Here is a 26,996-nt window from a genome sequence, read left to right as displayed (position 1 = left end):
GGCTATTTGCTGAATCCTGCGGTCAGTCCGCTGAGCAGCTGGCGGCGGGCCACCACATAGATGACCAGCAGCGGCAAGGTGGCGAGCACCACGGACGCCAGTACGGCGGGGATGTTGACACTGAATTCGCCCTGGAAAGTCCACAAGGACAGCGGAAGAACGCGGGTGGACGGGCTCTGGGTCAGGATCAGCGGGAACAGGAACCCGTTCCAGACTCCCAGCGCGTTGTAGATGCCAACAGTCACGACGGCGGGGCGCGTCATGGGCAGCGCGAGTCGCCACATCATGGCCCAGTCCGAGCATCCGTCGAGCCGCATGGACTCGAACAACTCGTTGGGAACATCGCGCATGAAGTTGCTCAGGATGAGGACGGAAATAGGAATGGCGAACGCGATGGAGGGGAGGATCAGCGCCAACAAGGTGTCATAGAGATGCGCCTTGGTGATCATCCAGTAGATCGGGATGATCGTGGCGTGCAATGGAATCGCCAGGCCCAGGAGGAACGTGTTGTTCGTCCACGTCAGGAACCGGCCCTTGCCCCGGACGATCGCGTAGGCGGCCATGAACGAGACCAGGAGCGCCGGCACGACGCTGCCGACTGTGACCACCAGGCTGTTGAAGAAGTACATGGCGAAGTCGTTGTCCAGGACCAGCTTGTAGTTGTCCAGGGTCGGCTCGGTGGGCGGCATCATCGGGTTCGAGGTGAAGAACCCGGCCTGGTTCTTCAGGCTGGTCACCACCACGTAGTAGATGGGAACGATGATGATCGCCAACCAAAGCCAGCCGCCCAGGCCGCCCAGATAGTTGGGGCGGAGCCGTCCGGGGCCTTTGGCGCCTTTTGATCGCTGGCCATGATTGTGGCCTTGCTTGTTGCTTAGCGCGGTGCGCCTTGCTGGCGGTGCGGGAATCTGGGTTGTGGAAGCCATCAGGCACCTTCCAATTGGCTTGCGTTGCGGTTCTTGCCACCGAGTCTTTGCAGGAGGAGGGCCAGGGCAAGGCCGATCACCACGAGGATGACGCCCAGGGCGCTCGCCGCTCCCATGTCATTGGCCTTGAAGCCGGTCAGGTACATGTGGAGCGGTAGCAGCCGCGTGGAATAGCCCGGGCCTCCGGCGGTGAGGACAAAGACGAGGTCGAAGTAGGCCAGTGAGCCGACCACCATGAGGGTGGAGGACGTGATGATGGTGTACTTCAACTGGGGCAGGGTGATGGCGAAGAACTGCTGGACGCGCCCGGCGCCGTCGATTTGGGCCGCTTCGTAGAGCGACGCCGGGATCTGGCGTACGCCGCCTTGGTAGATGAGCGTGTGGAACGGGACAAACTGCCAAGCGATGACGAACACGACGACGAACAGCACCAGATCCGAGTTGCCGAGCCAGTCCTGGGCGAGGAATGGAAGACCCAAGCCCGGACCGAGGCCGAAGTTCGGGTCCAAGAGGGCCTTGTAAGCGATGGCGACGGCCGCGGAGGACAGCAGCAGCGGCACGAAGTAGAGGACGGCGAGGGCAGCGCGGTATTTCTGGGATGCGGAAGTGAAGACTCCGAGGAGCAAACTGATGGGAGCCTGGACGATGAACGAGAAGAACATGATCTTGGCGGTGACCCACAGGGCATTGCCGGTGACGGGATCAGTCAGGACCGTGGTCCAGCTGGACAAGCCGTCCAGCTTGATTTCGCCCAGCCCGTCCCATTTGGTGAAGCTGAGGAAGAGCACACCGAAGAGCGGGATGATGGCGAAGAGGAGGAAGAAGACGAGGGCTGGTGCGGCCAGCCACCCCGACGGGCCCCTTTCAAGGACCCGCCGGGAAGAACCGGTTGAGGTAGACACTGGTTATTTTCCGATCGTTGCGTTCATGGTCGAGACGAACTGATCGGGGCTGATCTTCTTCAGGAAGATCTGGTCCAGGTTCGCCAACATGGCGTCTCCCTGGGCGGGGCTGAGGGCCTGGTCCCAGGAGAGGGTGAAGCTCGGGGCGTTCTTGGCCATGCCGTACACGTAGCTCAGGAAGTCCTTGTCCGGCGATGCGGCCAGCTTGCTTTCGATGCCCGTGGTCACGGGAACGGCTCCGGAGTCAATCAAGGCCTGCGTGTCGGCGTCGGTGAACATTCCGCTCTTGACGTAGTCGAGGGCTGCCTTCTTCTGGCTGTCAGTGGCCTTGGAAGAGATCGACCAGAAGTTGGACGGGTTGCCCACGACGTTGGCCGGATCGCCCTTGCCGCCGGAAACGGTGGGGAAGGTGACGTAGCCCAGCTTGCCGTTCTTGACGAAGTCCGCGGCGTCCTTCTTCATGCTCTGGTAGATCCAGCCACCCTGCAGGATCATGGCGGCCTTGCCGGTGTAGAGGAGGGCCTGGTCTGCGTTGCTGTCGGCGGCGATGGAGGAGAAGCCGTTGGCGAATCCGCCGGCGTCCACCAGGTCCTGGATCTTGCTCAGGGCTTCCTTGACGGCAGGATCGGACCAGGCGCCGGGCTTGTTGGCGGCGATGTTCGCGAAGACATCGGGTCCGCCTATGCGCTCCACGAGGTATTCGAGCCACATCAAGTCAGGCCACTTGGATTGGCCGCCGAGGGAGAAGGGAGCGATTCCCGCGGCCTTGAACTTCGGCACCAGGGCCATCAGTTCATCCCAGGTCTTGGGGGCTTGGGCGCCGATTTTATCGAAGACTTCCTTGTTGTAGTACAGGACCACGGGCTGCACGTTGTTGTTGGGCAGGGCATAGGTCTTGCCGGCGATCACGCCGTTCTTGAGCACGGACGGCAGGTAGCGGTTCTTGACATCGGGGTTTGACGCTACGAAGTCCGACAGGTCGGCCACTTGGCCGGCGTCGACATAGGACTTCAGCACGCCGCCGCCCCAACCGTAAATGAAGGTGGGTCCTTGACCGGCGCCGACGGCGGTGCGCACCTTGGTCTTGTACGCGTCGTTCGCGAAGAAATCGAGCTTGACGGTCTCGTCCGGGTGGGCTTTGTTCCACGCATCGATGGACTTCTGGAGTACGGGCTGGTTACCGCCCGTGAGGCCCCACATGGTGGCCGAATCGGCGTTGCCTGCCGAACTTGCCGGTCCACTGGATCCGCAAGCTGCGAGGGAGATCGATACGGCCGCAGCAGTAACGGCGATCGCTGCTGAACGCAACGTGAGTTTTACCATTTGCAATTCCATTCGTCCTCCGGGCTCGACGTTGATTGCCCGGCTTTGCTTTCGGGAGTCCGGCCGTCAGGGGAGAGGCTGCACTGCCGCTGAATATGCTTGATCCGAATCTTCGAAATATTTCGACAATATTTTCGGTCCGTTAGGCAAATTTAGCTGTGGCATGGGTCACCGTCAAGGCAAATCACGCATAAAGTTCAACTCTTTTACGAAATAACGGTTGACTCTGCTTGCCCAACCACCCAGACTTGTGTCGACGAAATATTTCGAAAGAGTTGAGGATCCATGGTCAGCAATGAACGTCCCGGCAAGGTGACATTGGCCGCCATCGCCCGGGAGGCGGGCGTCTCGATGCCGACAGTCTCGAAGGTCGTCAATGGGCGCGAGGACGTTGCCGCCGGCACGCGTGCCAAAGTCCTGACCGCGCTGGAGCGGACGGGATACAAGTCACCGCTTCAGCGAAAGAACATCGCCGGCCGTCCGCTAGTTGTGGAGGTTGTCTTCGACACCTTGAATTCGGCGTATGGAGTGGAAGTCCTCAACGGCGTGCTGGAGCACGCGGCCGTCTCCGACGTCGAAGTCCTGCTCAACATCACAGGGCAGCAATCGGCGTCGAAGTTGAGCCTCGAGCAGCGGGCGCAGCGAATCGTCGATGAAGGCCGCAGCGGCATGATCGTGGTGACCTCGGCGTTCAGTTCGGCCCAGTTGGATCCATTTCGACGGCGGCAGATACCTATCGTTGTCATCGACCCGCTCAACCCGCCACCAGGTGACGTGGTCAGCGTCGGCGCCAGCAACTGGGCCGGGGGCAAGGCTGCCACGGCGCACCTGCTGGATCTAGGGCACCGCAGGATCGCCTATCTGGGTGGACCGGAAGCTGCCGAGTGCAACCAGGCCCGGTTACACGGCTACATGGCCGCGCTGATGGCGAAAGGGGTGCCCGTCGAGGAGCGCTACATCATGTCGGGACCCTTCCGCTCCGAGAATGGTGTTGCGGGAATGAAGGCCCTGCTTCAACTCGAAGAGCGCCCAACGGCAATTTTCGCCGCAAGCGACAGCATCGCTTTGGGCGTGCTCGCCGAGGCCCGTCGGCAAAAGATCCGCATCCCGGAGGACATCAGCGTGGTGGGATTCGACGGAACCTACCAAGCGGAGGAATCGGTCCCTCCGCTGACGTCCGTATCCCAGCCACTCCAGGAGATGGGCCGCGCCGCGCTGCGATTCGTCCTGCGCCAAATGCGGGGTGACGCGTTGGACTCGCGGCGGGTGGAACTCGCTACGCACCTTGTGGTCCGCGAATCCACGGCGCCGCCGGCGTAGGCATGTCCCGTCCGACGCTCGCTCACGTTTGGGGGTGTTTCCCCCGACGCTCGCTCACATCTTCAAGCTCAACTGAGGAAATGATCCGAGATCAGGTGCAGCAACGAAGCGAAACCCTCATTTTGGGGTTGTGCGGGGCTACGAGCATGACGACGGCTGCGACTTTCTGGGAGACCCCACCGGACGGAACAATGGGGCAGGGGCTCCGTTGCCGGACCGCGCCCCAGCAGAAGGGAACAAGGAAGTCCGCTATGCGAAGCCCTGCCCCCTCAACCCACCAGCAGTAGGCGGAAAGGGCGGCAGCAACCGAGGTCGCCGCAATGGAGGCAATCAAGCCGCAGGTAACGGGCCCTTGCACGAAACAACGAAGATGGGAACCCTTCTAAAGAACCTCCGAAACCGCAACGATTGCCCGAAAACCTGTATCTGGACGTGCCCGCCAGGGGTCCAGCCGTCCGCGCACCTGACTACTTCTGCAAGATCGCAGACATAACCCGACAGACAGCCCGAGCCGCCGGAACCTGCGCATTCTGGGGCAAGATCAGCAGTGCCCACGATGACGGCGAAGGAAAGAACTTGTGGATCAACTGCGACGACAAGGGGCACCTTTTCACGATCAGACGGACAATGACATAAAAGGCGAGTTGTATCAGGCATTCGGAATCGAAGGCGCAAGAGAGTTATACGATGCCCACGTGATCGTTGAAGGCATCATGAGCCAAGGCATGAAGCTCTCAGTCAACGTCTCTGACCTTCAAAAGATCGCCTTCCTCCCGAAACGGTAGCGACGTAGCGTGAGTTCATGAGTGACGACGTCCCAGGTTCACTACGCCCGGGTGACCGCCACAGTTCCACAGGGGATATTCCCACCGGTAATGCGCGATGCCTTACCGCCCTAAGCGCACGGCGAATGCGCAAGAGAACATGTTCGTACTATCCGAATTTATCTTGATTTTTGGATAAAGGTGGATAGGGTGGGATTTATGATTCTGAATGCTCCGAATCCTTTTCGGCCCGGTGCGGGCCGGGTACCCCCTGAGCTGGTTGGGCGTTCAGCCGTGCTGTCCGACTTCATGGGCGTTCTTGGCTCGATGGCGGGGAGCGGTGAGGGTGAGCGGCCGTGGATTATTTCCGGCCTCCGGGGTGTGGGGAAGACGGTGTTGTTGAACCAGTGTGGCCGTAACGCGGTTGACGCTGGTTGGGTTGTCGTCAAGCTTGAAGCTTCCGGTAGTCAGCCGTTGGCTGTTCAGCTCGCCAAGGAAATTTATGTCGCACTCCGTAAGGCGGCGACGGTGTCCGAGAAGGTCAAGCAGGCGTTCAAAGAGACTTTTTCCGTGTTCCGGTCCTTCCAGATCAAGGTGGACCCCGCCGGTGTTTATGGATTCGGGTTCGAGGTCCAGGCAGTTGCGGGAAAGGCGGACAGCGGCCAACTTTCCACGGACGTCGCCGAAATGCTCGAGTCGCTGGGCCTTGCCGCCCGGGCCGCTGGCACCGGGGTGCTTCTTGCTGTGGACGAGCTGCAGGAGGCGCCCAAGGATGATCTTGCGGCACTGAACGTTGCGCTTCACCAATTGGGCCAGGACCCGCGACCGGTACCTTTGATGTTCCTTGGTACTGGCCTGCCTTCTCTGCCGGCAGTCCTTGCAAAGGCATCCAGCTATGCCGAGCGGATGTATCTCTACCGCGCTCTCGACGTGCTGAGCGAGGAAGACACCAAGGAAGCCCTGCTAGTCCCATCCCGACGTGAACGGGTGAACTGGACCGAGGCCGCTCTTGGAATTGTCCTGGGTGTCTCACGCGGGTACCCCTATTTTGTCCAGGCCTGCGGGAAACACATCTGGGATGTTGCCGCATCCAGAATCATCGATGCGGAAGACGCCAGGATTGGTATCGCGAGAGCGCGAGACGAGGTCGATGCCGGCCTCTATAAGTCGCGTTGGGAACGGGCCACCACCGCCCAGCAGGAGTTCATGAAGGCGATGGCCCGGGACGGCGACAACCCGTCATTGGTCGCCGACATCGCCACGCGACTGGGCAGGGCCCAGACAGCGGTCTCTGCGCCGCGGCAATCGCTCATACAGGCAGGTCTGGTTTACACGCCGCGCCGCGGATATCTTGCCTTCACCGTCCCGGGGATGGCGGACTACATCAACAGGCACGGACACTAGGGGGAGTGCGAGATGAAGAGTGCCATCTTTGCGGGACATAGCCTGACCTGCTGGTGCTCGTCGTCGGCATCCCCACGACACTGATCATGGTCGCAGGGAATCCGCTGCCATCAACGGAAACACTCCAGCATCTCCTCACGATGCCCGACTACCGCGGCCGGTTCCTCTTCGGCAGTTTCCTGCCGATCGTCGCATGGATTGTCTGGCTGGCCTTCACCGCATCAGTAATCATTGAGATCCCGTCGGCACGAGGCGGGATTCGAGCACCCAGCAAGCACGCGCAGGCGCATTGGTCAGTGCCATCATCTTCATGTTCACCGCCGGATCCTTGGCCTCCGCCCCGGCCGCACAAGCAGCAACACGGGGGAGTCGTTGTGGTTCTTGGCCGAAAAGCATGCGGCCTCGGACGGACAGTACGAGAAGTCACGGACCTCATCGGCCACCACGTACCGTTCGGAGCCTTACCACCGCGCGAATGGTGCCTCAGCGCGGGACGCCCGACTGCTGGAGGTCGCGCCCGCGAGGGTGGATCTCGACGTAGTAGATCGATCCCGCGCCTGGGGCGAGGTGCCGGTGTGTCTGGTGGCGGACTGGCCGGTATTCATGGCCGAAAGGGTCCCGCACCGTGGCCTGTTCAAGGTGATCCAGCCCCGCGAGGAGCCCATCGATGTCCCTCAGCGTTGCTGGGTGCGTTTCTTCTCCACCGACCTCCAGCACCCATGGTGTCCCGTTGGCACTGCGTGGGCGCTCGAGGGTGAGGGTTTCAAACAATTCGGGAACAAGGGCTTCCCGGGTTGCCGGGAAGAAGCGCTGCAAACGATGGGCCTGCAGGTTCCGGTGTCGGTTGTTCATCCATGCCTGGCGGAGCCAACTGAATTCCACTGGCCCGAACGAGGGGCCAAGGCTCAGGTTCCTGTCCTTATCCAGGGCGAGGCGGCAGTCGTTGCCTGCCCGGTCAAGGATGCAGGCTGCTTCCTCTACGTACTCGAGGTCTTCCAGCATGGCGGTCTTGGACGGGTAGTAGGTGAACTCGCCGATGTCATCGACCACGACGTAGTCTTTAGGATGCGTGCCCGGGACCGCGGCATCAGGTGCCGTTCCCTTGATCAAGGCAATGCGCTTCATGGTGAATTCATCTCTCCTGCGGAGGACCAGTCCATTGCCCCGTTGGCCATGGATTCCTCTCTTTCATCAGATCACCGAACACCGCGGGTCTCCCGGACCTTAATGGGATCCATATGCCGGCAGGGGCAGATTTAGCACTCTCTTAATGAGGGGGACTCGAGCAATGACGATGGACGTGGCAGACTTCGGCCATGAGTATCGAGCACTGGTGGCCGAAGCTGAAGCCGTCCACCCAGAAATGGCTGATCGAGAACAACGGCGACGCTGTGTCCCCGGAAGTGGTCGCCGAGATCACCCAAGTTGGAGGCGTTATTACTTCCGATGCTTGGTGGGTTGGTGAGAGTGGGCCTTCGGGGTTCTATTTCTCGGACGAGGCGGTCGACTGGATCGAAGCGGTAGGGAACGGCGAGGTGCCCGAGCGGCCCTGACGGCATCGCGGCCTGGGCGCCGTGTATCAACGCTCAGCCCACGTGGACCCACGGGCGGCGGCTGACATCGGGTTCGGCTTCACGCAGGACTTCACGGGTGACCGGGGCGATCTCCCCCTCGCCGAGGAATAGGAAGCGAAGAAGGTTGATGACCGGGTTCCCTTCGGTCCAGCGGAAGTAGATGTGCGGCATGAGGCCCGTCACGTCGCGGATGTGCAGCAGCACGGAGGCGATGGTGTTGGGGACAACGGGGCCGTGGACTTCGAGGATCTGGTGTCCGTGCCGAACCACCCCGTGGACTTCGAGTGCGGTTTCGAAATCGGAGGAATCGTCAACGATCACCTCCAGGAAGAGCGCCTGGTAATCCACCGGTATGTGGCTGACCTCGATCGCCGAGGTGAGTTTGTCCCGGTAGGCCTCAGCCGTGAGGCGGAGGGGTTCGTGGGCGATGAGCGCAATCGGGCCGCTCAAGTTGGTGGACATGAATTCCAGCGCCTGGCGGTCCAGATGGACGTGGGTGGCGTGCAGCTCGAAGGAGCGCCGGATCCTGGAGAGCAGGGAAATCACGATGATTCCCACGATAAAGATCCCGGCGATCCGGATGCCTTCGGGACGTTCGAAGATGTTGGCAATGGTGGTGTAGATGAAGACGATGGCGATGATGCCGAACGCGACAGTGCGCTTGCTCTGCCTCAAGCGGCGCGCGGAAAGGGTCACGGCAACGGCAGCCGATGTCATCAGCACCAACACGCCGGTCGCGTATGCACCACCTTGGGCGTCGACGTCGGCGTTGAAAAGGAAAGTGATCAGGAACCCGATGAGGGTGAACACCAACACCAGTGGGCGCACCGCCCGTGCCCATCCCGGTGCCATTCCATAGCGCGGCAGATACCGTGGGACCAGGTTCAGCAGCCCGGCCATGGCGGAGGCGCCCGCGAACCACAGGATGGCGATGGTGCTGAGGTCGTAGACGGTGCCGAACCCCACACCGAGGTATTGGTGCGCCAGGAATGCCAGGGCGCGTCCATTGGCTTGGCCACCGGGCTGGAATTCCTGATCCGGAATGAGTACGACGGTGGTGAAACTGGTGGCGATCAGGAATGAACTCATGATGACTGCCGCAGTGGTCAGGAGGCGACGGGTTCCTTTGATCCGTCCGGCCGGATTGTCCTCGGTGTCTGAGGCACGTCCACGGATCTGGGGCATCACGGCGACGCCGGTCTCGAAACCGGACAGGCCCAAGGCGAGTTTGGGAAAGACGAGCAGGGCGATTCCGATCACCATGAACGGGTTTCCGTGGGAGGTAGACAGTGCATGCCACCAGTCACCCACTGCGACCGGATGGTCGAACACCTCCACGAACGTTGAGAAGACGACGACGACGTTGAGGCCCAGGTAGATCACGACGAGAACCACGGCCACGCCAATGGCTTCCTTGAATCCGCGCAGGAATACGGCGGCAAGCAGGGCCAACAGGAACAAGGTCACCAGGATGTTCTGTCCCTGCAGCCAACCGGGGGCGAGCGGATTTTGGATCGCGTGCGCGGTGGCGTCCGCGGCCGAGAGGGTCATGGTGATCATGAAGTCCGTTGCCGCGAACCCGAGGAGAACGAGGACGAGGAGCTTCCCTCCCCAGCGTGGCAAGAGGCGCTCAAGCATCGCTATGGATCCCTCGCCGCGGTGGCTTTCCCCTGCTACGCGGTGGTACACAGGCAGGGCGCCTAGCAAGGTGACGGCCACGAGGACGATGGTGGCCAAGGGGGAGATCACTCCCGCAGCCAGGGCTGCGATGGCCGGCTGGTAGCCGAGGGTGGAGAAATAATCGACGCCGGTGAGGCACATGACCTGCCACCACGAATGCTTCTTCAGATGGGGATCACCCACCGCGCCTGGGCCTTGGTGCGATCCTTTGGAGTCCTGCAGTCCGAACAGCAGCCATGTCCGCAAGGAGGCCATGCCCCCGGGCCGTGGTGCCGAAGGATCAGCCGGCGGCCTGCTCAAGGTAGTCATGGTGTCCTTTCCGCGCGACGCGCAGGCACCGCGATCATGCTGAAGATAACACCGACTACCGGTCTTTTCGCTGGTTGAAGGCGATCTTGATGAATCCTTAACGGTGGTGCCCCGTAAGCTGCAGCGCACCCGTCAAGAAGCCGCACCTGTTAAGAAGCCGTCAAGATTCGGCCCTGCGGTGTTAAGGAACCATCAGGAACCGATTTTCGCCGCCGACCAAGGAGTTGACTGGCATCAGCCCCGCAAACGGGGCGCGGATGAAAGGACGTTCCAATGGCCGACGTGGCTGTTGTGGGGATCTTCGTGGTGTCCATGGGGATCGTGATGTGGGTTGCCCACCTTCTGGGCAAAATCGTCGACGGCGATGGGCCGGTGAGCGGGCAGTGAGCGCGGACGCCGTGATGTGGTTGGTCCTGTTCATTGCAGGCCTGTGCCTGTTCGGCTACCTTCTGGCCGTCTTGATCCACCCGGAAAAGTGGTGATCCCGGATGGTTTTCAGCATTGCCTCCTTCGTCACCCAGGTGGCCGTCCTGCTCTTGCTGCTGGTCTTGGTGCACAAGCCGCTGGGCAGCTATCTTGTCCGCGTCTTTGAGGGCAAGAAGTCAACCCGTGTGGAGAGGCTGTTCTACAGGCTGTCCGGGGTTGACCCGGAAACTGAGCAAAGCTGGTCGATCTACCTGCGCAGTGTCCTGGTCTTCTCTGCCGTGTCCATCCTGGTGGTGTTCTTGCTCCAACGGCTCCAAGGCGTCCTGCCCGGGAACAATTCCCTCCCCGGTGTAGACCCTTGGACGGCCATGAACACGGCCATCTCCTTCGCCACGAACACCAACTGGCAGACCTACGTCCCTGAGTCCACCGTGGGCATCTTCGTACAGATGTGCCTGCTGGCCGTGCAGAACTTCCTCTCTGCCGCCGTCGGAATCGTGGTGGTGGTCGCCCTGATCCGCGGTATCGCGCGAACCCGGACGGACAGGCTCGGAAATTTCTGGGTGGATCTGGCACGCACCTCCTTCCGTGTGCTGCTGCCGATGGCCGCGCTCGCGGCCATCGTGATGGTGATCGGCGGTGTGGTGCAGAATTTCTGGGCCACCGACGTCGTCAACCAGGCAGCAGGTGTCACCCAGACCATCCCCGGTGGGCCGGTAGCCTCCCAGGAAGCCATCAAGATCCTGGGCACCAACGGCGGCGGCTATTTCAATGCCAATTCCTCGCACCCCTTCGAGAACCCGAACGTCTTCATCAGCATGTTCGAGGTCTTCCTGATCTTGCTGATCCCTTCCGCTCTGCCATATGCCTATGGCCGCATGGTGGGGGACCAGCGGCAAGGGTACACGGTAGTGGGTGTCATGGGCGCACTCTGGCTGGCGTCCACCGTGCTGATGGGCTGGGCCGTTGCCTCAGCGCAGGGAACGGCAACCGCGGTAGCGGGCGGTTTGGGGGAAGGGTTCGAGCAGCGCTTCGGCGCGGCCCAGAGCTCAATCTTCGCCACGGCCACCACGTTGACTTCAACTGGAGCTATCAACGTCGCCCACGATTCCTTACCGCCCCTGGCAGGCGGGATCGCCATGGTGAACATGATGCTCGGTGAAGTTGCCCCCGGCGGCACGGGATCAGGGCTCTATGGCCTGCTCATCCTCGCCATTGTCTCGGTGTTCATTGCCGGCTTGATGGTGGGCCGCACTCCGGAATTCCTGGGCAAGAAGATAGGACCCCGGGAAATGAAGCTCACCGCGATGTACATCCTCGTGACGCCGGTGGTGGTCCTGGCGCTCGCCGGGATCACGGTCCTGCTCCCGTACGCCATGGCCAACGCACCGGCCTCCGGCCCGCACCAATTCAGCGAAGTGCTCTACGCCTTCACCTCCGGAGCCAACAACAACGGCTCGGCCTTCGGCGGAATCACCAGCTCCGGGCCGTACCTGTCCACCATGATCGGCCTCGCCATGCTGTTTGGCCGATTCCTGCCCATCGTGTTGGTCCTTGCCTTGGCCGGTTCCTTGGCCAAACAGCCCCGGATCCCGGCGTCGTCCGGTACTGTCCCCACCCACGGCTGGCTTTTCGGTTCCCTCTTGCTCGGCGTCACGGTGATCATGACCGCCTTGAGCTACTTCCCGGCCCTCTCCCTGGGCCCCCTCGCAGAAGGACTCCTCAAATGACCCGGTCCAACACGGCATTAGCCTCGGACACCGCCGCCCAGACTTACGCAGACGGAAATCCCCTGGGCACTCCGGGGGAACACAAGCACCACACCAAGGCGCCGGCCAAGCTCGACCTTGCCAGCATCCGGACCGCCCTGCCGGTTGCAGTACGGAAGCTGGGGCCACGCCAGATGATCCACTCTCCCGTGATGTTCACCGTGCTGGTCGGGGCGGCTCTCTGCACGGCCATCTGCATCCTCAAGCCGGCAGTGTTCAGCATCTCGGTGACAATCTGGCTTTGGCTGACGGTGCTCTTCGGCACGTTGTCAGAGGCCATCGCAGAGGGCCGTGGCAAGGCCCAGGCAGACAGTCTCCGGGCCAGCAGGAAAGGTGTCGTTGCCCGGCTTCGGCTGGAGGATGGCACCCTCAAGGAAGTGCCGGGAACAGAGCTGCGGAAGAACGACGTCGTCATGTGCGAAGCCGGGGACGTTATCCCCTCCGATGGCGAGATCATCGAAGGCTTGGCGAGCGTGGACGAATCCACCATCACCGGGGAATCGGCGCCCGTCATCCGCGAATCCGGTGGTGACCGTTCCTCGGTGACCGGCGGCACCAAGGTCCTCTCGGATCGCATCGCCGTTCGAATCACGGCGGAAGCCGGCGAAACGTTCATTGACCGGATGATCAAGCTCGTGGAAGGCGCCGTCCGGCAAAAGACGCCCAACGAAATCGCCCTCCACGTCCTCCTTGTCTCGCTGACTATCGTCTTCCTGGTGGTCACGATGAGCCTGGCGCCGTTCGCTTCCCTGCCGGGGGCAACGCCATCGCCGATCGTGCTGGTGGCGCTGCTTGTCTGCCTGATCCCGACGACGATCGGCGCGCTCGTGCCGGCCATCGGCATCGCCGGCATGGACCGCTTGGTGCAGCACAATGTCCTGGCCACGTCCGGCCGCGCCGTGGAAACCGCGGGAGACATCACCACGCTCCTGCTCGACAAGACCGGGACCATCACGTATGGCAACCGCCGCGCGGTCAACTTCTTCCCCGCCCACGACGTCGAGCGGACCGAACTCATTGAAGCGGCCCGCCTCTCCAGCCTGGCCGATGAGACGCCGGAGGGCCGTTCAATCGTGGATCTCGCGGCGGAAAAGGGCGTCAGCGGCCCGGACCTTGCCGCTCTCTTGAGGGGCTCGGAAGAGTTCGCAGTTGTCGAGTTCAGCGCCAGCACGCGTATGAGCGGCCTGGATCTCGACGGACGGAAGATCCGCAAGGGCGCCGCAACCGCCGTCGCGAAGTTCGTGGCGGATGCCGGCGGCCAGACTCCCGCCGAAGTGGACCGCACGGTGCGGGAAATCTCCGCCCAGGGCGGCACCCCGCTCTTGGTGGCCGGCGTCGGGCACGACGGCGGAGCCCGGGTCCTGGGCACTATCCACCTCGCCGATGTGGTCAAGCCGGGCATGCACGCCCGCTTTGCCGAACTGCGCCGGATGGGCATCCGGACGGTGATGATCACGGGCGACAACCCCATCACGGCCAAGGCGATCGCGGCCGAGTCCGGCGTTGACGATTTCGTTGCCGAGGCCACACCCGAAGACAAGCTGGCCGTCATCAAGGACGAACAGGCCCACGGCCGGCTGGTGGCCATGACCGGCGACGGTACCAACGACGCCCCCGCCCTGGCCGCGGCGGATGTTGGAGTCGCCATGAACTCGGGCACTCCGGCCGCCAAGGAGGCCGCCAATATGGTGGATCTGGACTCGGATCCCACCAAGCTCATCAACATTGTGGGCATCGGCAAGCAGTTGCTCATCACCCGTGGCGCCCTGACCACGTTCTCGGTCGCCAACGACGTGGCGAAGTACTTCGCGATCGTTCCAGCCCTGTTCACGGGCGCTTTTCCTGGACTCGGGCTCTTGAACATCATGGGCTTGGCCTCGCCGTCGTCGGCCATCCTGTCCGCGGTGATCTTCAATGCCTTGATCATCATCGCGCTGGTTCCACTCGCCTTGCGCGGCGTCAAGTACCGCGCTGTCTCGGCGAACCAGGCGCTGGCCAGGAACCTGGTCATCTACGGCCTCGGCGGGCTTGTGGCTCCCTTCATCGGGATCAAGCTCATCGACCTGCTCATTTCCCTCATCCCCGGCATCGGCTAGGAGACAACCATGAACACCCTTTTCGGCTATCTTCGGCAAGCAGGAACGGCCCTGCGGTTTCTGTTCCTGGCCACCGTGGTCCTTGGATTGATCTACCCGCTGGCGATTTTCGGTATCGGCCAGGCCGTTGCGCCCTTCCAAGCCAATGGCTCCATCGTGAGGGACGCGGCCGGAAGGCCTGCCGCTTCCGCCCTCATTGCCCAAGTATCTGCCAACGACGCCGGCACCCAGAGCCCGCTGTGGTTCCACGCCCGTCCCTCGGCGGCCAAGTGGGACCCGGGGGCATCCACTGCCAACAACCTGGGACCCAACGATCCCAAACTGCTCGACGCCGTCAAAACCGACCGTGCCGCCGTCGCCGCCGCAGAGGGGGTCAAAGAGTCCGACGTCCCCGCCGATGCCGTGACGGCCAGCGGTTCAGGGCTGGACCCGCAGATCTCGGTCGCCTATGCCCGGCTCCAGGTGCCGAGGGTGGCCAAGGCACACGGGCTGAGCCCTGAAACCGTGCAGGCCATGGTGGACCGCCGCACGGTCACGGGACTCGAGGCCTTCCTGGGCCAGCCGTCCGTCAATGTCACGGAACTGAACCTGGACGTAGCCGCTGCCACACCGGCCAAGTGATTGCGGCCAAATCCGAGCAAGGAACCGGCGCGTTCAACAAGTGAAAGAATGACCACATGGCATGGGCAACGCTGCGCATTTTCCTCGGGGCAGCCCCGGGGGTAGGGAAGACCTACGCCATGCTCGAGGAGGCTCACCGGCTGCGCGGCCGTGGTGAAGACGTGGTGGTGGCGTTCGCCATGGACCATGGGCGCAGCGATACCCGTGCCTTGATGGACGGATTGGAAGTCATCCCGCCGCACACGATTGCGTACCGGGACACCAGCTTTGAAGAGATGGACGTCGACGCAGTCTTGGCACGCAAGCCGCGCACCGCCGTCGTCGATGAATACGCCCACTCGAACATCCCCGGAAGCCGCAACTCCAAGCGCTGGCAAGACGTTGAGGAGCTGCTCGACGCCGGCATCAACGTCCTGTCCACGGTCAACGTGCAGCATCTGGCTTCCCTCGGCGACGTCGTGAGTGCCATCACCGACGTCCGGCAGGCGGAGACAGTTCCCGACGACGTCGTGCGGCGCGCCGATCAAATCCACCTTGTGGACATCTCACCGGAGCTGTTGCGGCAACGGCTGGGCGACGGCAAGATCTATTCGGCCGACAAGATCGACGCCGCGCTGTCGAACTATTTCCGGATGGGCAACCTGACGGCCTTGCGGGAATTGGCACTGCTGTGGCTCGCCGACCGTGTGGACGAAGGCCTTGCGAAGTACCGTTCGGAACAGGGGATCGAGGCGAGCTGGCCAGCCCGGGAACGCATCGTCATCGGCCTCACCGGCGGGCCCGAAGGGGAAGTCCTCGTCCGCCGGGCTGCCCGGATCCTCAAGCGGGTCAACGGCGGCGACTTGCTCGCGGTGCACGTCCGCGCCGCCGATGGCGTGGCCTCGGAATCTCCGCAGGCGTTGGAAGCCCAGCGCCTTTTGGTCCGGGATTTGGGCGGCAGTTACCACACGGTGGCGGGGGAGGATCCGGCCAAGGCCTTGCTTGACTTCGCCCGAAGCGTCAACGCGACGCAGATCGTCGTCGGGATTTCGCGACGCCGGAGCCTCGTTGGCAGGCTGACTGGCCGGGGGATCGGCAACCGGGTGGTGCGGGACTCCGGCGATATTGACGTGCACATGGTTTCGCATCCTTTGGGTGGCCGGGGCGTGGACCGTCCGCGGCAGCGGGACCTTGGCCGCACCAGGGTGACTATCGGCTTTGCCATGGCCGTAGTCCTTCCGGTTCTTTTGCAGCTCCTGCTGGCCGCGAGTCCTTCGCACAGCATCGCGACGGCGGTGCTTCTCCAGCTGACGGGCTCGGTTGCGGTGGCGCTGGTCGGCGGGTTGTGGCCCGCCCTGCTCGGTGCCTTGTGGAGCAGCCTGGTGGTGAATTACTTCTCCATACCGCCTGTGGGAACCTTGACCATCAGCGACCCCGAAAACATCCTTGCATTGTTGGTCTTCGTGGGCGTTTCGGCAGCTGTGGCCGCGGTGGTGGACATATCCGCCAGGCGTTCCAAGGAAGCCGCCCGGTCCCGTGCCGAGGCCACCACCCTGGGTGACCTCACGCGTGGGGCGTCGAGCGCTGAGGACACCCTCGAAGGACTCTTGAAGCAAGCGCTGGACGTATTCCAGATGCGCGGGGCGGCTCTGTACAGGGCCGCGGGCCCGGCTGGCGGGGCTGCCGACGGCTGGCGCCTCGTCGCGCAAGCCGGAGAGGCCGCACCCCTCCCTGCCGACGGCGGCGAAAACACCGAACAGATCGACGCCGGAACCCGTCTGGTCCTGTCGGGCCGCATCCTGCCGGCCAGCGACCGCCGCTTGCTGAGCGCCTTCGGCGCGCACCTTTCGGCCCAACTCGAGAGGCGGCAATTGGCGGCGAGCCGACGGGAGGTCAGGCGCCTGGCCGAGAGCAACACCATGCGCACTTCCATCCTGCGCGCCGTCTCCCATGACTTGCGGACCCCGCTGGCCGGCATCAAATTGGCCGTGGGCGGCTTGCGGCAAAGCAACGTCCACTACACACCCGAGGAGGAACAGGAACTGCTGGCAACCATCGAGGAATGCTCGGACAGGCTCGACGTCCTTGTGGGGAACCTCCTGGACATGTCCCGCATTACCTCGGACTCCGTGAACGCACTGATTCGCCCGGTGCGCTGGTACGAAGTGATCCCGACCGCCCTCCATGGCTTACCGCCGGGGCGGGTGCGGGTCGACCTGCCCGGAAACATGCCGGAGATCGACGCCGACGCCGGGATGCTGGAACGCGTCATTGCAAACATCGTGGAGAATGCCATCAAGTACGCTCCGGATTCCGATGTTGTGCTGGTGGGAGCCGCGGGTGGCTTCAGCTCGTCCACCCTGGATGGGAAGCCATCCGGAGAACTGCGCATCATCGACCACGGCCAAGGAGTGCCCGCCGAAAGCGTGGTCAGGATGTTCCAGCCATTCCAGCGGCTCAACGACGTCCCTTCCACCACCGGGGTTGGCTTGGGGCTTGCCGTGGCCAAGGGATTCACGGAAGCGATGGGAGGCACGCTCACCGCGGAAGAGACTCCCGGTGGCGGCCTGACCATGGTCATCCGGCTTCCGCTGTCCACCGGGGTGACGTTCCCGCATGACTCGGCGCAAGCTCCCTTGGAGGCGCAATCGGTTCTCTTGCAGCGCCGTCATGTGCCGCCGTCGGGCAGTCCCGATAGCGCCTCCAGGGAGGCGAGATGAGCAACGTACTGGTGGTGGACGACGATCCCCATATCGTCAAGGCCTTGCGGATCACGCTCCAAGCCCATGGTTACAGCGTGGCCACCGCGTCCGACGGCGAATCGGCCTTGCGCTCTGCCGCCCAGCACCCGGTGGGCGTCTTGATCCTCGACCTGGGCTTGCCGGACATCGACGGAACCACGGTCATCACCCGCTTGCGGGAATGGAGCAGCGTGCCCATCCTGGTCCTCTCCGCACGGCACGGCTCCGACGACAAGGTTGAAGCCCTGGACGCCGGCGCCGACGACTACATCACCAAGCCCTTCGGACTCGACGAGCTGCTCGCGCGCCTCCGGGCGATCCTGCGGCGCACCGCGGATCCCGGCGATGAACCGCCCGTGCTGGTCACTGAATCGTTCACTGCGGACCTTGCTATGAGACGCGTGACGCGCGACGGCGAGGACGTCCGGCTGACGCCGACGGAGTGGAGGATCCTGGATCTCTTCGTGCGAAATCCCGAGAAGCTGATCACCCAGCAGCAGCTCCTCAGCGAGGTCTGGGGCCCCGCCTACGCCAAGGAAGCCAACTACTTGCGCGTGTACATGGCGCAGCTCCGACGGAAACTCGAAGCGGAGCCCGGGAACCCGCGCCACCTGATCACCGAGATAGGGATTGGGTACCGGTTCATGCCGTGAGGCGGGCTTTAGGCTGTCATGGCGTGATTTTCGAACTCGACAGTCCCTCCGGCATCGACGAGCCGCGCATACGCGCCGCCTGAATCGCGAAGTTGTCCGGGCGTTCCGAACTCCACGATCGCACCGCCAGAGAGGACCGCCAGCTGGTCCGCTTTCTCCACGGTGGAGAGCCTGTGGGCGATGGTCAGCGTAGTCCGGCCAACGGCCAGCCGGTCGAGTGCCGCCTGGACGTGGGCCTCGGTGGCGTTGTCCAGGGCGGACGTGGCTTCGTCGAGGACCAGTACTTTGGGATTGCGCAGGATGGTCCGGGCAATGGCCAGGCGCTGCTGCTCTCCTCCGGAGAACCGGTGGCCCCGGGCGCCGACCATCGTGTCCAGGCCGTCGGGCAAGCTTGCAATCAGGTCCGCGATCTGTGCCGAGGCCAGGGCCCTCCACAGGACGGCGTCGTCCGCGCCGGGTGCGGCCAGCAGGAGGTTTTCCCGAATGGTGTCGTGAATCAAGTACGTCTCCTGGGACACCACGCCCACAATTTTCGTCAGGTCCTCCGGGGCGATGTCGCGCACGTCCACGCCGTCAATGGTGATCCGCCCGGCGGTGGCGTCATGCAGGCGCGGGACCAGCGAGCCCAGCGTCGATTTACCGGAGCCCGTGGGGCCCACGATTGCGGTGCTGGTGCCGGCCGGAAGCGTAAGGTCGACGTCGAGCAGAACGTCAGTGCCGCCGTCGTACGCGAAACGGACGGCCTCAAAGCGGACCTCGCCGCGCACTGCGGCCGGGTCCAGGGGGGCGGGCCGCGCCGGGGGAGTGATCTCGGGAGCCAGATCCAGGTACTCGAAGATGCGGCTGAACAGGGCCATCGCCGTGACCCATTGGACGCCGAGATCCAGCAAGCTCATGACGGGGCGGAAGATGGCGCCCTGCAATGCGGTGAACGCCACGAGCGTGCCGATGGTCATGCCTCCGCTAGTGACGGGCAGCCCGGCGGCGAGGTAGATCAGCGCCGGAATAGCCGAGAAGATGATGCCCATGGTGGACATCCGCCAGCGGCCGGCCAATTGGGAGCGCATCTCCAGGCCGATCAGCCGTTTGGAGCTTTCCGTATAGCGGTGGGCGTCGCGCTTGGTGGTTCCGAGGGTTTTCGAGAGCCGGACGCCGGAGACTGACAGCCCTTCCTCGACCTGTGTGTTCATGGTGGCCAGTTCGCTCTGCAGCGTTGACGTGATGTTGCGCCGGAGCAGGGCCACCCGGCGGGTGAACCAGACAGCCGGCGGGATCACTATCAGGGACAGGAGCGAGAGCCCGGGAGAAATGGCCACCATCGCGATGGCAGTGGCAATGGCGGTGGTCAGGTTGGAGGCAACGCCGGTCGCGGTGGAGGTGATGACTTGCTGTAGGCCGGAAATATCGTTGTTCAACCGCGACTGTACCTCGCCGCTGCGGGTCCGGGTAAAGAATCCGAGTGATTGCTTCTGCAAGTGGGTGAACAGGCGCGTGCGCAGGGTATGCATGATCTTCTGGCCCATGCCCGTGGTCATCCAGGTTTGCAGCACGCCAATAAGCGCGGTTGCGGCGGCCACGGCGATCAATCCGGCGGCCAGCCATGCGAGAAGCGGCAGATTCTTGCTGGGCAGCGCGACGTCGATGATGTGGCGGACCAGGAACGGCTGCGCCAGGCCGATGATGCTGGAAGCGCTGATGAGAAGCACGACGACGGCGATGGTCGCCTTGTGCGGGGTGAACAGCCCGGCGATCCGTTTGAGGCTCACGGGGTGCTGTTTCAACTGGGTGCGGTCCGCGGGATTGAGGCGGGCGGGGCCGCGGCCGGGACTTCGGGCTCCAACGCCCGGTCGATGAGGATTTTGGGTGAGGATGTTCTCCGTCATAAGCACCACCTCCAGTGGCGAGCGGGGCGCGGGAATCGCGCCTACTAATACAGAGGTTACCTCACTATGTGGTTACTGGTCAAATTGCTAGACTGACGGCATGCACTCACAGCCCTCTGATTCCGCCGACCTTGGCGATCTCTTCCACGCCGCTTTCCGGGGGCTGCGCCGGACCTGGGCCGAGCAGCTGTCTCCGTGGGAGCTGACGCCGCACCAATGGCGGGCGCTCATGACGCTAATGCGCCCGGCTCCAGGGGACCCCATGCGGCTGAAAGACCTGGCGGAGCGGCTGCGCATTGCGCCACGATCGGCCACGGAAGTGGTGGACCAGCTCGAGGTCAAAGGCCTCGTCCGTCGCGATCCTGACCCCACGGACCGGCGTGCCACCCTCGTCGCCGCCACAGCTGACGGGCAGCAACTCTTTGCGAAGATCAGCGCCGAACGGCGTGGCAAGTCCTCCGAGTACTTTGCCCGGCTCAGCGCAGAAGATCGCGCCGAATTGGCCCGGATTCTGGGGCAGCTCAGGGACTGAAGTGAACACCGCCTGCCTGCCAAGTTGACGCAGAGTAGGTAGAGTCGAAGCCATGACTCGCCGGAAGGTTCCAGTTGCCCTTGTCGCGCTCCCTTTCGCGTTGTGCCTGATCGCCCTTGCGCCAGCAGAGAGAGCGGGGGCCGCAAACTGCGATTCGCAAGGGCTTCTAGGGGTGGTTGGCATGTGCTCTCCCGGCAACTCCCCATCTCCCCGGCCGTCGGAAAAACCCACCCCGTCGGCCACGGCTATCCCACCGGTACAACCGCAACCCCAGCCGGATCCCGGCGTCGCGGTTCCGTCCGGTGGCGCTTCAACGCCCTCGACGGCGGTGACCGTGCAGCCGGACCCCACTCAGGCCGCGCCACCCGCCACAACCACAGCCGCAGTGCCCTCGCCGATCGTTTCCAGCCCGAGCCCCTCGACGCAAAATTCAACCTCTGCAGCGGGCGCCGCCCGGATTGACCCAGGCGCCCCCGCCCAGAGCGACCATCCCATTACTCCAACCGTCTCAGTGGCTGGAATCCTGGTGGCCTTCGGCGGAACCCTGATTGCCGCGGGCGGAGTGGTAGGCCTCAGAAGATATCCGCCGCTTTAATCCCGGCCCCGAAATTCCACCGGAAACAGGTAATAGCGGACCCTGCCTCATTCCGGTGTGCGTTCCTAGGATTGAAAGCAAGCAGACAAGCTTTCACTAACAAGGAGAACCCCATGACCGAGCCATCCCGCGCCCAGCAACTCGTCGGAGACATCTCGCCCAAACTTGCCTCCCTTACCGACGACGTTCTCTTCGCTGACGTCTGGGAACGCCCCGAGTTGGCCAAGCGGGACCGGAGCCTCATTACCGTTGCCTGTCTCGTGACAAGCGGCAGCACTGAACAGCTTTTCGGGCACCTGCGCCTCGCGAAGGCAAACGGACTCGGCGAAGCCGAATTGAGCGAGGCTATTACGCACCTGGCGTTCTATGCGGGCTGGCCCAAGGCGATGTCCGCCATGGCGGTGGCCAAGCAGGTGTTTGCCGCGTAGCCAAGTCCGCGCGAGTAGCCAAGTCCGCGTCAGGGGCGCTTAACGACCCCTTTCCCGGTTGCTGTTCCGGAAGTCACGCCTGCGGGGTTTGCCCTTGGAGGGAGGCAATCTGTGCGCGCGCGGCTGCGATGAGCTCCTCATTCGTGTTGGCGTGCCCGTTGAGGCCCCAGCCGCCGTCGGGCGCTTCCGTGAGAAGGACCCAGGTTCGATCGGGCAGTGTCGGGTCCGCAGCCGCCGTCGCGACGAGCGCGGTGAGCTGTTCGACCAAGGCCAGCTGTTTGTCGCGGTCCAAGGCGCCCGCGTTCGTGAGGACCTGGACGCGCACGTAGTTGCTGTCGCCGTCGACATTCGACAGATCCCCCGCCGGGAGTTCGTGGATGAATGCCGCCGTGTTCTTGCGGAACATCGGGATATCCGGCACCTGCTCCACACGCATCACCGTCGACGCCAGATCGACGGCGAGCTGATGCTTGTCGGTAAAGGTCCCTGTCGTGGCGAACACGTCGATCATGGGCATGATGCTTCTCCTCTTCGAGGCAGTTCAACGGTCATTTGTCGTGCCATCCTTGCACCTTGATGTCACCGTGTCTTCCTCTGGGCAATCATTTGCGGGTCGTCTGGCTTGACGTCCTTGGAAGTGCGGTTCTTCGGCCGGTGCGGCATGATCGGTTCGGACGCGAAGCGTCGTGGGCCGCTCCACATTGATGGCGGGGCGTCGATCGCGTAGGCGAGGGCGTATGCGACCCTTTCATAGTTGACGCGCCAGCCCCTGAAATGGGGCCAGGCTTGCTCCGCCGTCACCTCAATCGGGTAATCGACAGTCCTCATGAGTTCCACGGCCGCTTGAAAATCTTCAAAAGTCACATCGAGTTCGGAATCGGGATCGGGGTCTTCCTCGACAGGGATACGAATAGCCCGGGCCACTTGGTTCAGGCAGGTGAACCCCATCCGAATGACCAGCCGCGCCCGGGTGCTCGGGGCAGAACCCGGACTCAGGGAAAGCTGCAACGCGGCCGCGTCCATGACGCTGAGGAGGGAATTGAGCCAGTTCGATTGCGGTGAAGGCGAACGGAACCATACCAAAGTGAGGTAGGTGCTGTGTGATTCGGCTACGTCCGCGGCCCATCGTTCCCACCTTTGGTAAAGCTCGCTGAGCTCGCTGGTGCTGGTTTGAGCGGCCATCCCGAACCGCGTGCGCACCAGGAGCTCCGGTCCCCATGAGGGTGAGCCCGCCCTCGATACCAGGAGCGTTACTTCCGCCTCCCGCCTGTTGAAGGCCGCATAGAGCGTTGGGAGGTAACCGATCTGCAAAGCAATCACGATCAACCCGGTATAAGCGGCTACGTAAACCAACACCGTGTTGCCGACATTCCATGGAGCAGCGTAGCCAAGCGTGAACATCGCGGAGCCGGCCTCGCTTGCGGCTTGCCAGAGGTCACCGTCGACGAATGGAAGAAGCAGGAGACTGAACGACAAGTCGAACACGATCACCCAAACCAGCAGGCGGACGAACAGCGCCATGGGAGACTGCCAGGCAAGGATCCGATCACGTACTTCGTACGAGGTGAGGGGCTTTGTGATGACAAAGAAGATTTTCGCAGTGACCAAATGGGTCACCCGTGAAAGGTTGCTGTGCAGCGGTCGCGGCACGATCAGCGTTCCGATCACACTCATCCAGTTCAGGAGCAACCCAAGCAACCCGACTGAAAAACACGCCCACATTAGTACTGTCAATGCGCTCTTTCGACATGGTTAGTCACCAATTCAGCTATTGACCACCAGTAGGGACAAAGCTGATGAGGCTCGTATCATTCATTCCACCCTCGGATCTTGTCAAGGGTGAGGGGCTGCGTCGTGCTTCGGTGCGACGTCATCAGCAAAGCATCGCCGGAGAGTTAGGGAGTAACCATCGTGGCAAGCCATCTCATCCTCGGCGCGGGACTCGTGGGCGGGACGCTCGCGAAGCAACTTACCGCCCGTGGCGATCAAGTCACGCTCGGCACCCGCAGCGGCACTACGGTCCCCGGCGCGCCTCCAGTGAAGCTGGACGCAAGCAACGCGGCCGACGTGACACGGGCTGCGCACGGAACCGACACGATTTTCGTTTGCACCAACCCGCCGTACACCAACTGGGTAGCCGACTGGCCTCCGATCTTCGACGCCGTGATCAAGTCGGCGCGTGACTCCGGGGCCGCGCTTGTGCTCATGGGCAACCTCTATGCATACGGACCGCCGGACGGTCCGATGACCGAGCATTCACAGCTCGCCACGAGCGAGAGAAAGGGATTGGTACGCAAAGCGGGTTGGGCGAAAGTGCTTGCGGCGCACGAACGCGGTGAAATCCGGGCCGCGGAGGTTCGGGCGAGCGACTACTTCGGTCCTGGGGCGGTGGGGATGTCGACGCACCTTGGCGGTGGCTTTTTCGAACCACTCCTGGCCTCCAAAACGGCGCGTGTCGTTGGGGACCCCGCACTGGAGCACAGTTGGAGCTTCCTTCCCGATATCGCCGCGACACTTATCGCGGCCGCAGACCACACGGGCGAATGGGGACGGGCCTGGCATGTGCCGAGTGCATCCGTCCCGCGCTCGGAAATCGCGCGGCAGGTGAATGAGCGTTGGGGCGTGAAAGGCCGGGTGGCCTCGATCCCGCAGTGGTCACTTAAAGCCCTCGGCACTGTCATTCCGATCCTGCGCGAGATCTCAGCTTCCAGCTACCAATTCACGATGCCCTTCGTGATCGACTCCATGGAGACGCAGAGCATCCTGGGCGTCACGGCAACATCGTGGGACCAAGCACTGGAGGCCACTGTGGACAGCTACCGCAAGCCCGAAACGAGCCATTCGGTGCGGTGACTAACCCCTCCGCTCAACCGCAGCGAGAATGGCCTCCCCGAGCTCAGTCGGCTTGGTGAACTGGGGCCAGTGTCCCGTGGGCAGGTCCATGAATTCGACGTCGTTGATGCGCGCGAGCTCGGCCACGAAGGGGTGGCCGGACTCGATCCATTCGCCGAGCAGGCTGGAGGGGAACTCGCACGCGATGATGGTGGCCGGGACGTCGTAGCGGCGCACATCGTGCAAGCGCTGCTTATCGGTGGTCACGTTCTTTGGCTCCGGGATGGCGCGTGCGCGGAAGGCGGCCCGCAGCTCCTCGTTGAGGTCCACGAGGTCCTCATTTTCGAAAAGCTCCCATGGCGGCAGGGGCACGGCATCGCCCTCAACAGGAAGTTCGTCGTTGATGACGCCGCCCTCGCCCAGCGGTCCGCTGTCAACGTAGACCGCCCGGACCACGCGGTCCGGGCGGGCGTCGACCGCGCCGTGGATGATGGCGCCTCCACCGGAGTGGCCGACCAGTACGACGGGATTGTCGACGGCGTCGACGGCCGCTACTACTGCGTCGATGTGGTCTCTGAGGCCGATGCCGGACCTCGGGGCGTCAATGGCCTCCAGCCCAGGCAGCGTGAGTGGGTGGACCGTGTGCCCCGCAGCAACGAGCGGCGGCGTGACCTCCGACCACGAAGAAGCGTCCAACCAGAATCCGGGAACCATGATGATGTCCATGCCGGTACCCTACGACGGGCCACCGACAGAATGAACCCTTGCGTTGGTCCCGCACTCCGCAACGCGCCAACAGCTCACACCGTCGCGGTCCGTCCCGATCGAAGGAGGGGCGCGAAGAACGCGGCGAGTTCCGCCGTCGCGGTCAGGGGCAGGACGTTCGCGACGTACTGGTCGGGCCGAACGACCACCACGACGCCGCCGCGGTCCAGTCCGCGCAGCTCGAAGATGTCTGCCGAGGGGTCGGTGCCGTAGACGTTCTCGAGGTACGTGAGCTTGAACGGTCCGACCTGGGGCTTGAATGCCGCCGGCACGGCCCCGATGTCGACGCCTGTGTGCTCCTGCTGGTAGATCACCTTCACGTCGAACCACGCGTCCCGGTCAGCGCCCGACGGCGTTGCGGCCAGCGGCGAGTCCGGCGAGTTCGCGATCCACCCGGCAAAGTCCGCGACGGGCGAGAGCCCCTCTTGTGCCGTGCCGGCCTCGGCCGCGTCCGCGAAGACGTAGATGCGCCACCGTCCGTCGGCCTTGGCCTGGTGGCCGAGCTGGACCGGGTTGGTATCGCAGACGCGCACCACGGGCGCGGACTTGAAACGCTTGCCGATGATGAATCCCGCGGCCAGGTCCTGGTGTATCGGCTCGGCGATAAGCGGCGAGGGGGCGTAGTGGGTCATGAAGCCGGCAGGGAACTCCGCGGTGCTCACGTAGAAGTTCTCCAGCTCGGTGGGATCCTCGAACTCCTCGGGCTTCTTCGCCATGAGCGTGGACCACTCTTTGTCGAAGTCGATGAGGTTCTTGGCAACGACCTGGCGCTCGGCCGAGTACGTGGACAGCAGGCTCTCCGGGCTGCGGCCTTCGAGCACGTGTCCGAGCTTCCAGGCCAGGTTGAAGCCGTCCTGCATGGAGACGTTCATGCCCTGGCCGGCCTTGGCACTGTGCGTGTGGCACGCGTCGCCGGCGATGAACACACGCGGTGTGCGGGTGCCGCGCTCCTCCGGCAGGACGTCGTCGAACCTGTCCGTGAGGCGGTGGCCCACCTCGTACACGCTGTGCCAGGCGACGTCGCGCACATCGAGCGTGTAGGGGCGGAGGATGTCGTTGGCCTTGGCGATGATCTCCTCAATGGTGGTGTTCCGCACGGAGCGGTTGTCGTTCCGGTCCACCTCGCCGAGGTCGACGTACATGCGGAAAAGATGCCCGCCCTCGCGCGGGATCAACAGGATGCTGCCGCCCGTGCCGGACTGGATCGCGCACTTCGTGCGGATGTCGGGGAAGTCCGTGACGGCAAGGACGTCCATGACGCCCCAGGCGTGGTTGGCCTGGTCGCCGGCGAGCGTGCAGCCGATCGACTCCCGCACCTTGCTCCGCGCCCCATCCGCCCCGACGACGTACTTGGCCCGGACAACGCGCTCCCGGCCCTCGTCCGGTCCGGCCGTGTGGAGGAGCGTGACCGTGACGGGGTAGTCGCCCTCGCCCGTGACCTCGAGGCCGCGGAACTCGTATCCGTAATCGGGGG

At 63.4% G+C, this 26,996-nt stretch carries 24 protein-coding genes; 14 read left to right on the top strand and 10 right to left on the bottom strand.

Features of this window, described 5'->3' with window-relative positions; genetic code table 11:
- Positions 1–2 precede the first annotated feature (2 nt).
- Genes QRN52_RS04240 through QRN52_RS04230 form a run of 3 tightly spaced genes read right to left on the bottom strand, consistent with a single transcriptional unit; the run spans position 3 to position 3,151 of the window.
- Positions 3–926: a carbohydrate ABC transporter permease gene (locus QRN52_RS04240; RefSeq protein WP_284751527.1), complete on the bottom strand. Its 924-nt coding sequence runs from the start codon at positions 924–926 to the stop codon at positions 3–5.
- Positions 926–1,828, bottom strand: a complete 903-nt coding sequence (locus tag QRN52_RS04235) for a carbohydrate ABC transporter permease (protein ID WP_284751526.1) — start codon at positions 1,826–1,828, stop codon at positions 926–928. The genes QRN52_RS04240 and QRN52_RS04235 overlap by 1 nt, the downstream gene beginning before the upstream one ends.
- Positions 1,829–1,831: 3 nt before the next feature.
- Positions 1,832–3,151: an extracellular solute-binding protein gene (locus tag QRN52_RS04230; protein WP_284751525.1), complete on the bottom strand. Its 1,320-nt coding sequence runs from the start codon at positions 3,149–3,151 to the stop codon at positions 1,832–1,834.
- A 285-nt stretch (positions 3,152–3,436) separates the two neighbouring features.
- Here QRN52_RS04230 and QRN52_RS04225 point away from each other — a divergent pair, with 285 nt between their 5' ends.
- The 3 genes from QRN52_RS04225 to QRN52_RS04215 all read left to right on the top strand — a co-directional run bounded on the left by QRN52_RS04225 (position 3,437) and on the right by QRN52_RS04215 (position 6,639).
- Positions 3,437–4,471 (top strand): LacI family DNA-binding transcriptional regulator, encoded by a 1,035-nt coding sequence (locus QRN52_RS04225; RefSeq protein WP_284751524.1) that lies wholly within the window; start codon positions 3,437–3,439, stop codon positions 4,469–4,471.
- 578 nt (positions 4,472–5,049) lie between these two features.
- Positions 5,050–5,256, top strand: a complete 207-nt coding sequence (locus QRN52_RS04220; protein WP_284751523.1) for a hypothetical protein — start codon at positions 5,050–5,052, stop codon at positions 5,254–5,256.
- Positions 5,257–5,454: 198 nt separating this feature from the next.
- Positions 5,455–6,639, top strand: coding sequence for an ATP-binding protein (locus QRN52_RS04215; protein ID WP_284751522.1), 1,185 nt, complete (start codon positions 5,455–5,457; stop codon positions 6,637–6,639).
- A 483-nt stretch (positions 6,640–7,122) separates the two neighbouring features.
- Here QRN52_RS04215 and QRN52_RS04210 read toward each other — a convergent pair whose 3' ends face one another.
- Positions 7,123–7,764: a hypothetical protein gene (locus QRN52_RS04210; protein WP_284751521.1), complete on the bottom strand. Its 642-nt coding sequence runs from the start codon at positions 7,762–7,764 to the stop codon at positions 7,123–7,125.
- 191 nt (positions 7,765–7,955) lie between these two features.
- Here QRN52_RS04210 and QRN52_RS04205 point away from each other — a divergent pair, with 191 nt between their 5' ends.
- Positions 7,956–8,192: a hypothetical protein gene (locus QRN52_RS04205; protein WP_284751520.1), complete on the top strand. Its 237-nt coding sequence runs from the start codon at positions 7,956–7,958 to the stop codon at positions 8,190–8,192.
- A gap of 33 nt (positions 8,193–8,225) precedes the next feature.
- Here the strand turns inward: QRN52_RS04205 and QRN52_RS04200 are convergent, their stop codons facing one another.
- Positions 8,226–10,202 (bottom strand): APC family permease, encoded by a 1,977-nt coding sequence (locus tag QRN52_RS04200; RefSeq protein ID WP_284751519.1) that lies wholly within the window; start codon positions 10,200–10,202, stop codon positions 8,226–8,228.
- A gap of 383 nt (positions 10,203–10,585) precedes the next feature.
- Between QRN52_RS04200 and QRN52_RS04195 the strand changes: the two genes are divergently transcribed.
- The 6 genes from QRN52_RS04195 to QRN52_RS04170 are packed head-to-tail and all read left to right on the top strand — an operon-like array spanning position 10,586 to position 18,487.
- Positions 10,586–10,684, top strand: coding sequence for a potassium-transporting ATPase subunit F (locus QRN52_RS04195; RefSeq protein WP_078107172.1), 99 nt, complete (start codon positions 10,586–10,588; stop codon positions 10,682–10,684).
- 6 nt (positions 10,685–10,690) lie between these two features.
- Positions 10,691–12,358, top strand: a complete 1,668-nt coding sequence (gene kdpA, locus QRN52_RS04190; protein ID WP_284751518.1) for a potassium-transporting ATPase subunit KdpA — start codon at positions 10,691–10,693, stop codon at positions 12,356–12,358.
- The gene (kdpB, locus tag QRN52_RS04185; protein ID WP_284751517.1) at positions 12,355–14,493 is read left to right on the top strand and encodes a potassium-transporting ATPase subunit KdpB; all 2,139 of its coding nucleotides are present in this window, start codon (positions 12,355–12,357) and stop codon (positions 14,491–14,493) included. Before kdpA ends, kdpB begins: the two co-directional genes overlap by 4 nt.
- Before the next feature lie 9 nt (positions 14,494–14,502).
- Complete coding sequence (gene kdpC / locus QRN52_RS04180; RefSeq protein ID WP_284751516.1) at positions 14,503–15,114, top strand: K(+)-transporting ATPase subunit C; 612 nt, start codon at positions 14,503–14,505, stop codon at positions 15,112–15,114.
- Between the two features lie 56 nt (positions 15,115–15,170).
- Positions 15,171–17,813 (top strand): DUF4118 domain-containing protein, encoded by a 2,643-nt coding sequence (locus QRN52_RS04175; RefSeq protein ID WP_284751515.1) that lies wholly within the window; start codon positions 15,171–15,173, stop codon positions 17,811–17,813.
- Positions 17,810–18,487 (top strand): response regulator, encoded by a 678-nt coding sequence (locus tag QRN52_RS04170; protein ID WP_284751514.1) that lies wholly within the window; start codon positions 17,810–17,812, stop codon positions 18,485–18,487. The genes QRN52_RS04175 and QRN52_RS04170 overlap by 4 nt, the downstream gene beginning before the upstream one ends.
- 8 nt (positions 18,488–18,495) lie before the next feature.
- Here QRN52_RS04170 and QRN52_RS04165 read toward each other — a convergent pair whose 3' ends face one another.
- Positions 18,496–20,370 carry an ABC transporter ATP-binding protein gene (locus QRN52_RS04165; protein WP_284751513.1) on the bottom strand — a complete coding sequence of 625 codons (1,875 nt, stop codon included), beginning with the start codon at positions 20,368–20,370 and terminating at the stop codon, positions 18,496–18,498.
- Between the two features lie 100 nt (positions 20,371–20,470).
- Between QRN52_RS04165 and QRN52_RS04160 the strand changes: the two genes are divergently transcribed.
- The 3 genes from QRN52_RS04160 (at position 20,471) to QRN52_RS04150 (ending at position 21,925) form a co-directional block, all read left to right on the top strand.
- Complete coding sequence (locus QRN52_RS04160) at positions 20,471–20,902, top strand: MarR family winged helix-turn-helix transcriptional regulator (RefSeq protein WP_078107179.1); 432 nt, start codon at positions 20,471–20,473, stop codon at positions 20,900–20,902.
- 183 nt (positions 20,903–21,085) lie between these two features.
- Positions 21,086–21,364 carry a hypothetical protein gene (locus QRN52_RS04155; RefSeq protein WP_284751512.1) on the top strand — a complete coding sequence of 93 codons (279 nt, stop codon included), beginning with the start codon at positions 21,086–21,088 and terminating at the stop codon, positions 21,362–21,364.
- Between the two features lie 246 nt (positions 21,365–21,610).
- The gene (locus QRN52_RS04150) at positions 21,611–21,925 is read left to right on the top strand and encodes a carboxymuconolactone decarboxylase family protein (protein WP_284751511.1); all 315 of its coding nucleotides are present in this window, start codon (positions 21,611–21,613) and stop codon (positions 21,923–21,925) included.
- Positions 21,926–21,998: 73 nt separating this feature from the next.
- Here QRN52_RS04150 and QRN52_RS04145 read toward each other — a convergent pair whose 3' ends face one another.
- Complete coding sequence (locus QRN52_RS04145; protein ID WP_284751510.1) at positions 21,999–22,442, bottom strand: hypothetical protein; 444 nt, start codon at positions 22,440–22,442, stop codon at positions 21,999–22,001.
- Positions 22,443–22,504: 62 nt separating this feature from the next.
- Positions 22,505–23,599: a hypothetical protein gene (locus QRN52_RS04140; RefSeq protein ID WP_284751509.1), complete on the bottom strand. Its 1,095-nt coding sequence runs from the start codon at positions 23,597–23,599 to the stop codon at positions 22,505–22,507.
- A gap of 237 nt (positions 23,600–23,836) precedes the next feature.
- Between QRN52_RS04140 and QRN52_RS04135 the strand changes: the two genes are divergently transcribed.
- Entirely contained in the window at positions 23,837–24,778 is a 942-nt protein-coding gene (locus QRN52_RS04135) for an NAD-dependent epimerase/dehydratase family protein (protein ID WP_284751508.1), read from the top strand.
- Here QRN52_RS04135 and QRN52_RS04130 read toward each other — a convergent pair whose 3' ends face one another.
- Together QRN52_RS04130 and QRN52_RS04125 are read right to left on the bottom strand one after the other, a co-directional pair.
- Positions 24,779–25,483, bottom strand: coding sequence for an alpha/beta fold hydrolase (locus QRN52_RS04130; protein WP_284751507.1), 705 nt, complete (start codon positions 25,481–25,483; stop codon positions 24,779–24,781). It abuts the gene before it with no gap.
- A gap of 74 nt (positions 25,484–25,557) precedes the next feature.
- On the bottom strand, positions 25,558–26,996 hold a 1,439-nt coding region (locus QRN52_RS04125; protein ID WP_284751506.1), incomplete at its 5' end, for an FAD-dependent monooxygenase.

This window comes from Arthrobacter sp. efr-133-R2A-120, assembly GCF_030209835.1.
Classification (GTDB): Bacteria; Actinomycetota; Actinomycetes; order Actinomycetales; family Micrococcaceae; genus Arthrobacter.
Note: the sequence above shows the minus strand (reverse complement) of the source record. Positions and strands in the feature narration are given on the sequence as shown.

Coding starts and splice junctions, on each gene's coding strand:
- QRN52_RS04225 (WP_284751524.1), top strand. CDS start 3,437: ATGGTCAGCAATGAACGTCCCGGCAAGGTGACATTGGCCGCCATCGCC.
- QRN52_RS04165 (WP_284751513.1), bottom strand. CDS start 20,370: ATGACGGAGAACATCCTCACCCAAAATCCTCATCGACCGGGCGTTGGA.
- QRN52_RS04140 (WP_284751509.1), bottom strand. CDS start 23,599: ATGAGTGTGATCGGAACGCTGATCGTGCCGCGACCGCTGCACAGCAAC.
- QRN52_RS04145 (WP_284751510.1), bottom strand. CDS start 22,442: ATGCCCATGATCGACGTGTTCGCCACGACAGGGACCTTTACCGACAAG.
- QRN52_RS04230 (WP_284751525.1), bottom strand. CDS start 3,151: ATGGTAAAACTCACGTTGCGTTCAGCAGCGATCGCCGTTACTGCTGCG.
- kdpA (WP_284751518.1), top strand. CDS start 10,691: ATGGTTTTCAGCATTGCCTCCTTCGTCACCCAGGTGGCCGTCCTGCTC.
- kdpB (WP_284751517.1), top strand. CDS start 12,355: ATGACCCGGTCCAACACGGCATTAGCCTCGGACACCGCCGCCCAGACT.
- QRN52_RS04240 (WP_284751527.1), bottom strand. CDS start 926: ATGGCTTCCACAACCCAGATTCCCGCACCGCCAGCAAGGCGCACCGCG.
- QRN52_RS04130 (WP_284751507.1), bottom strand. CDS start 25,483: ATGGACATCATCATGGTTCCCGGATTCTGGTTGGACGCTTCTTCGTGG.
- QRN52_RS04205 (WP_284751520.1), top strand. CDS start 7,956: ATGAGTATCGAGCACTGGTGGCCGAAGCTGAAGCCGTCCACCCAGAAA.
- QRN52_RS04160 (WP_078107179.1), top strand. CDS start 20,471: ATGCACTCACAGCCCTCTGATTCCGCCGACCTTGGCGATCTCTTCCAC.
- QRN52_RS04175 (WP_284751515.1), top strand. CDS start 15,171: ATGGCATGGGCAACGCTGCGCATTTTCCTCGGGGCAGCCCCGGGGGTA.
- QRN52_RS04200 (WP_284751519.1), bottom strand. CDS start 10,202: ATGACTACCTTGAGCAGGCCGCCGGCTGATCCTTCGGCACCACGGCCC.
- kdpC (WP_284751516.1), top strand. CDS start 14,503: ATGAACACCCTTTTCGGCTATCTTCGGCAAGCAGGAACGGCCCTGCGG.
- QRN52_RS04210 (WP_284751521.1), bottom strand. CDS start 7,764: ATGAAGCGCATTGCCTTGATCAAGGGAACGGCACCTGATGCCGCGGTC.
- QRN52_RS04150 (WP_284751511.1), top strand. CDS start 21,611: ATGACCGAGCCATCCCGCGCCCAGCAACTCGTCGGAGACATCTCGCCC.
- QRN52_RS04170 (WP_284751514.1), top strand. CDS start 17,810: ATGAGCAACGTACTGGTGGTGGACGACGATCCCCATATCGTCAAGGCC.
- QRN52_RS04215 (WP_284751522.1), top strand. CDS start 5,455: ATGATTCTGAATGCTCCGAATCCTTTTCGGCCCGGTGCGGGCCGGGTA.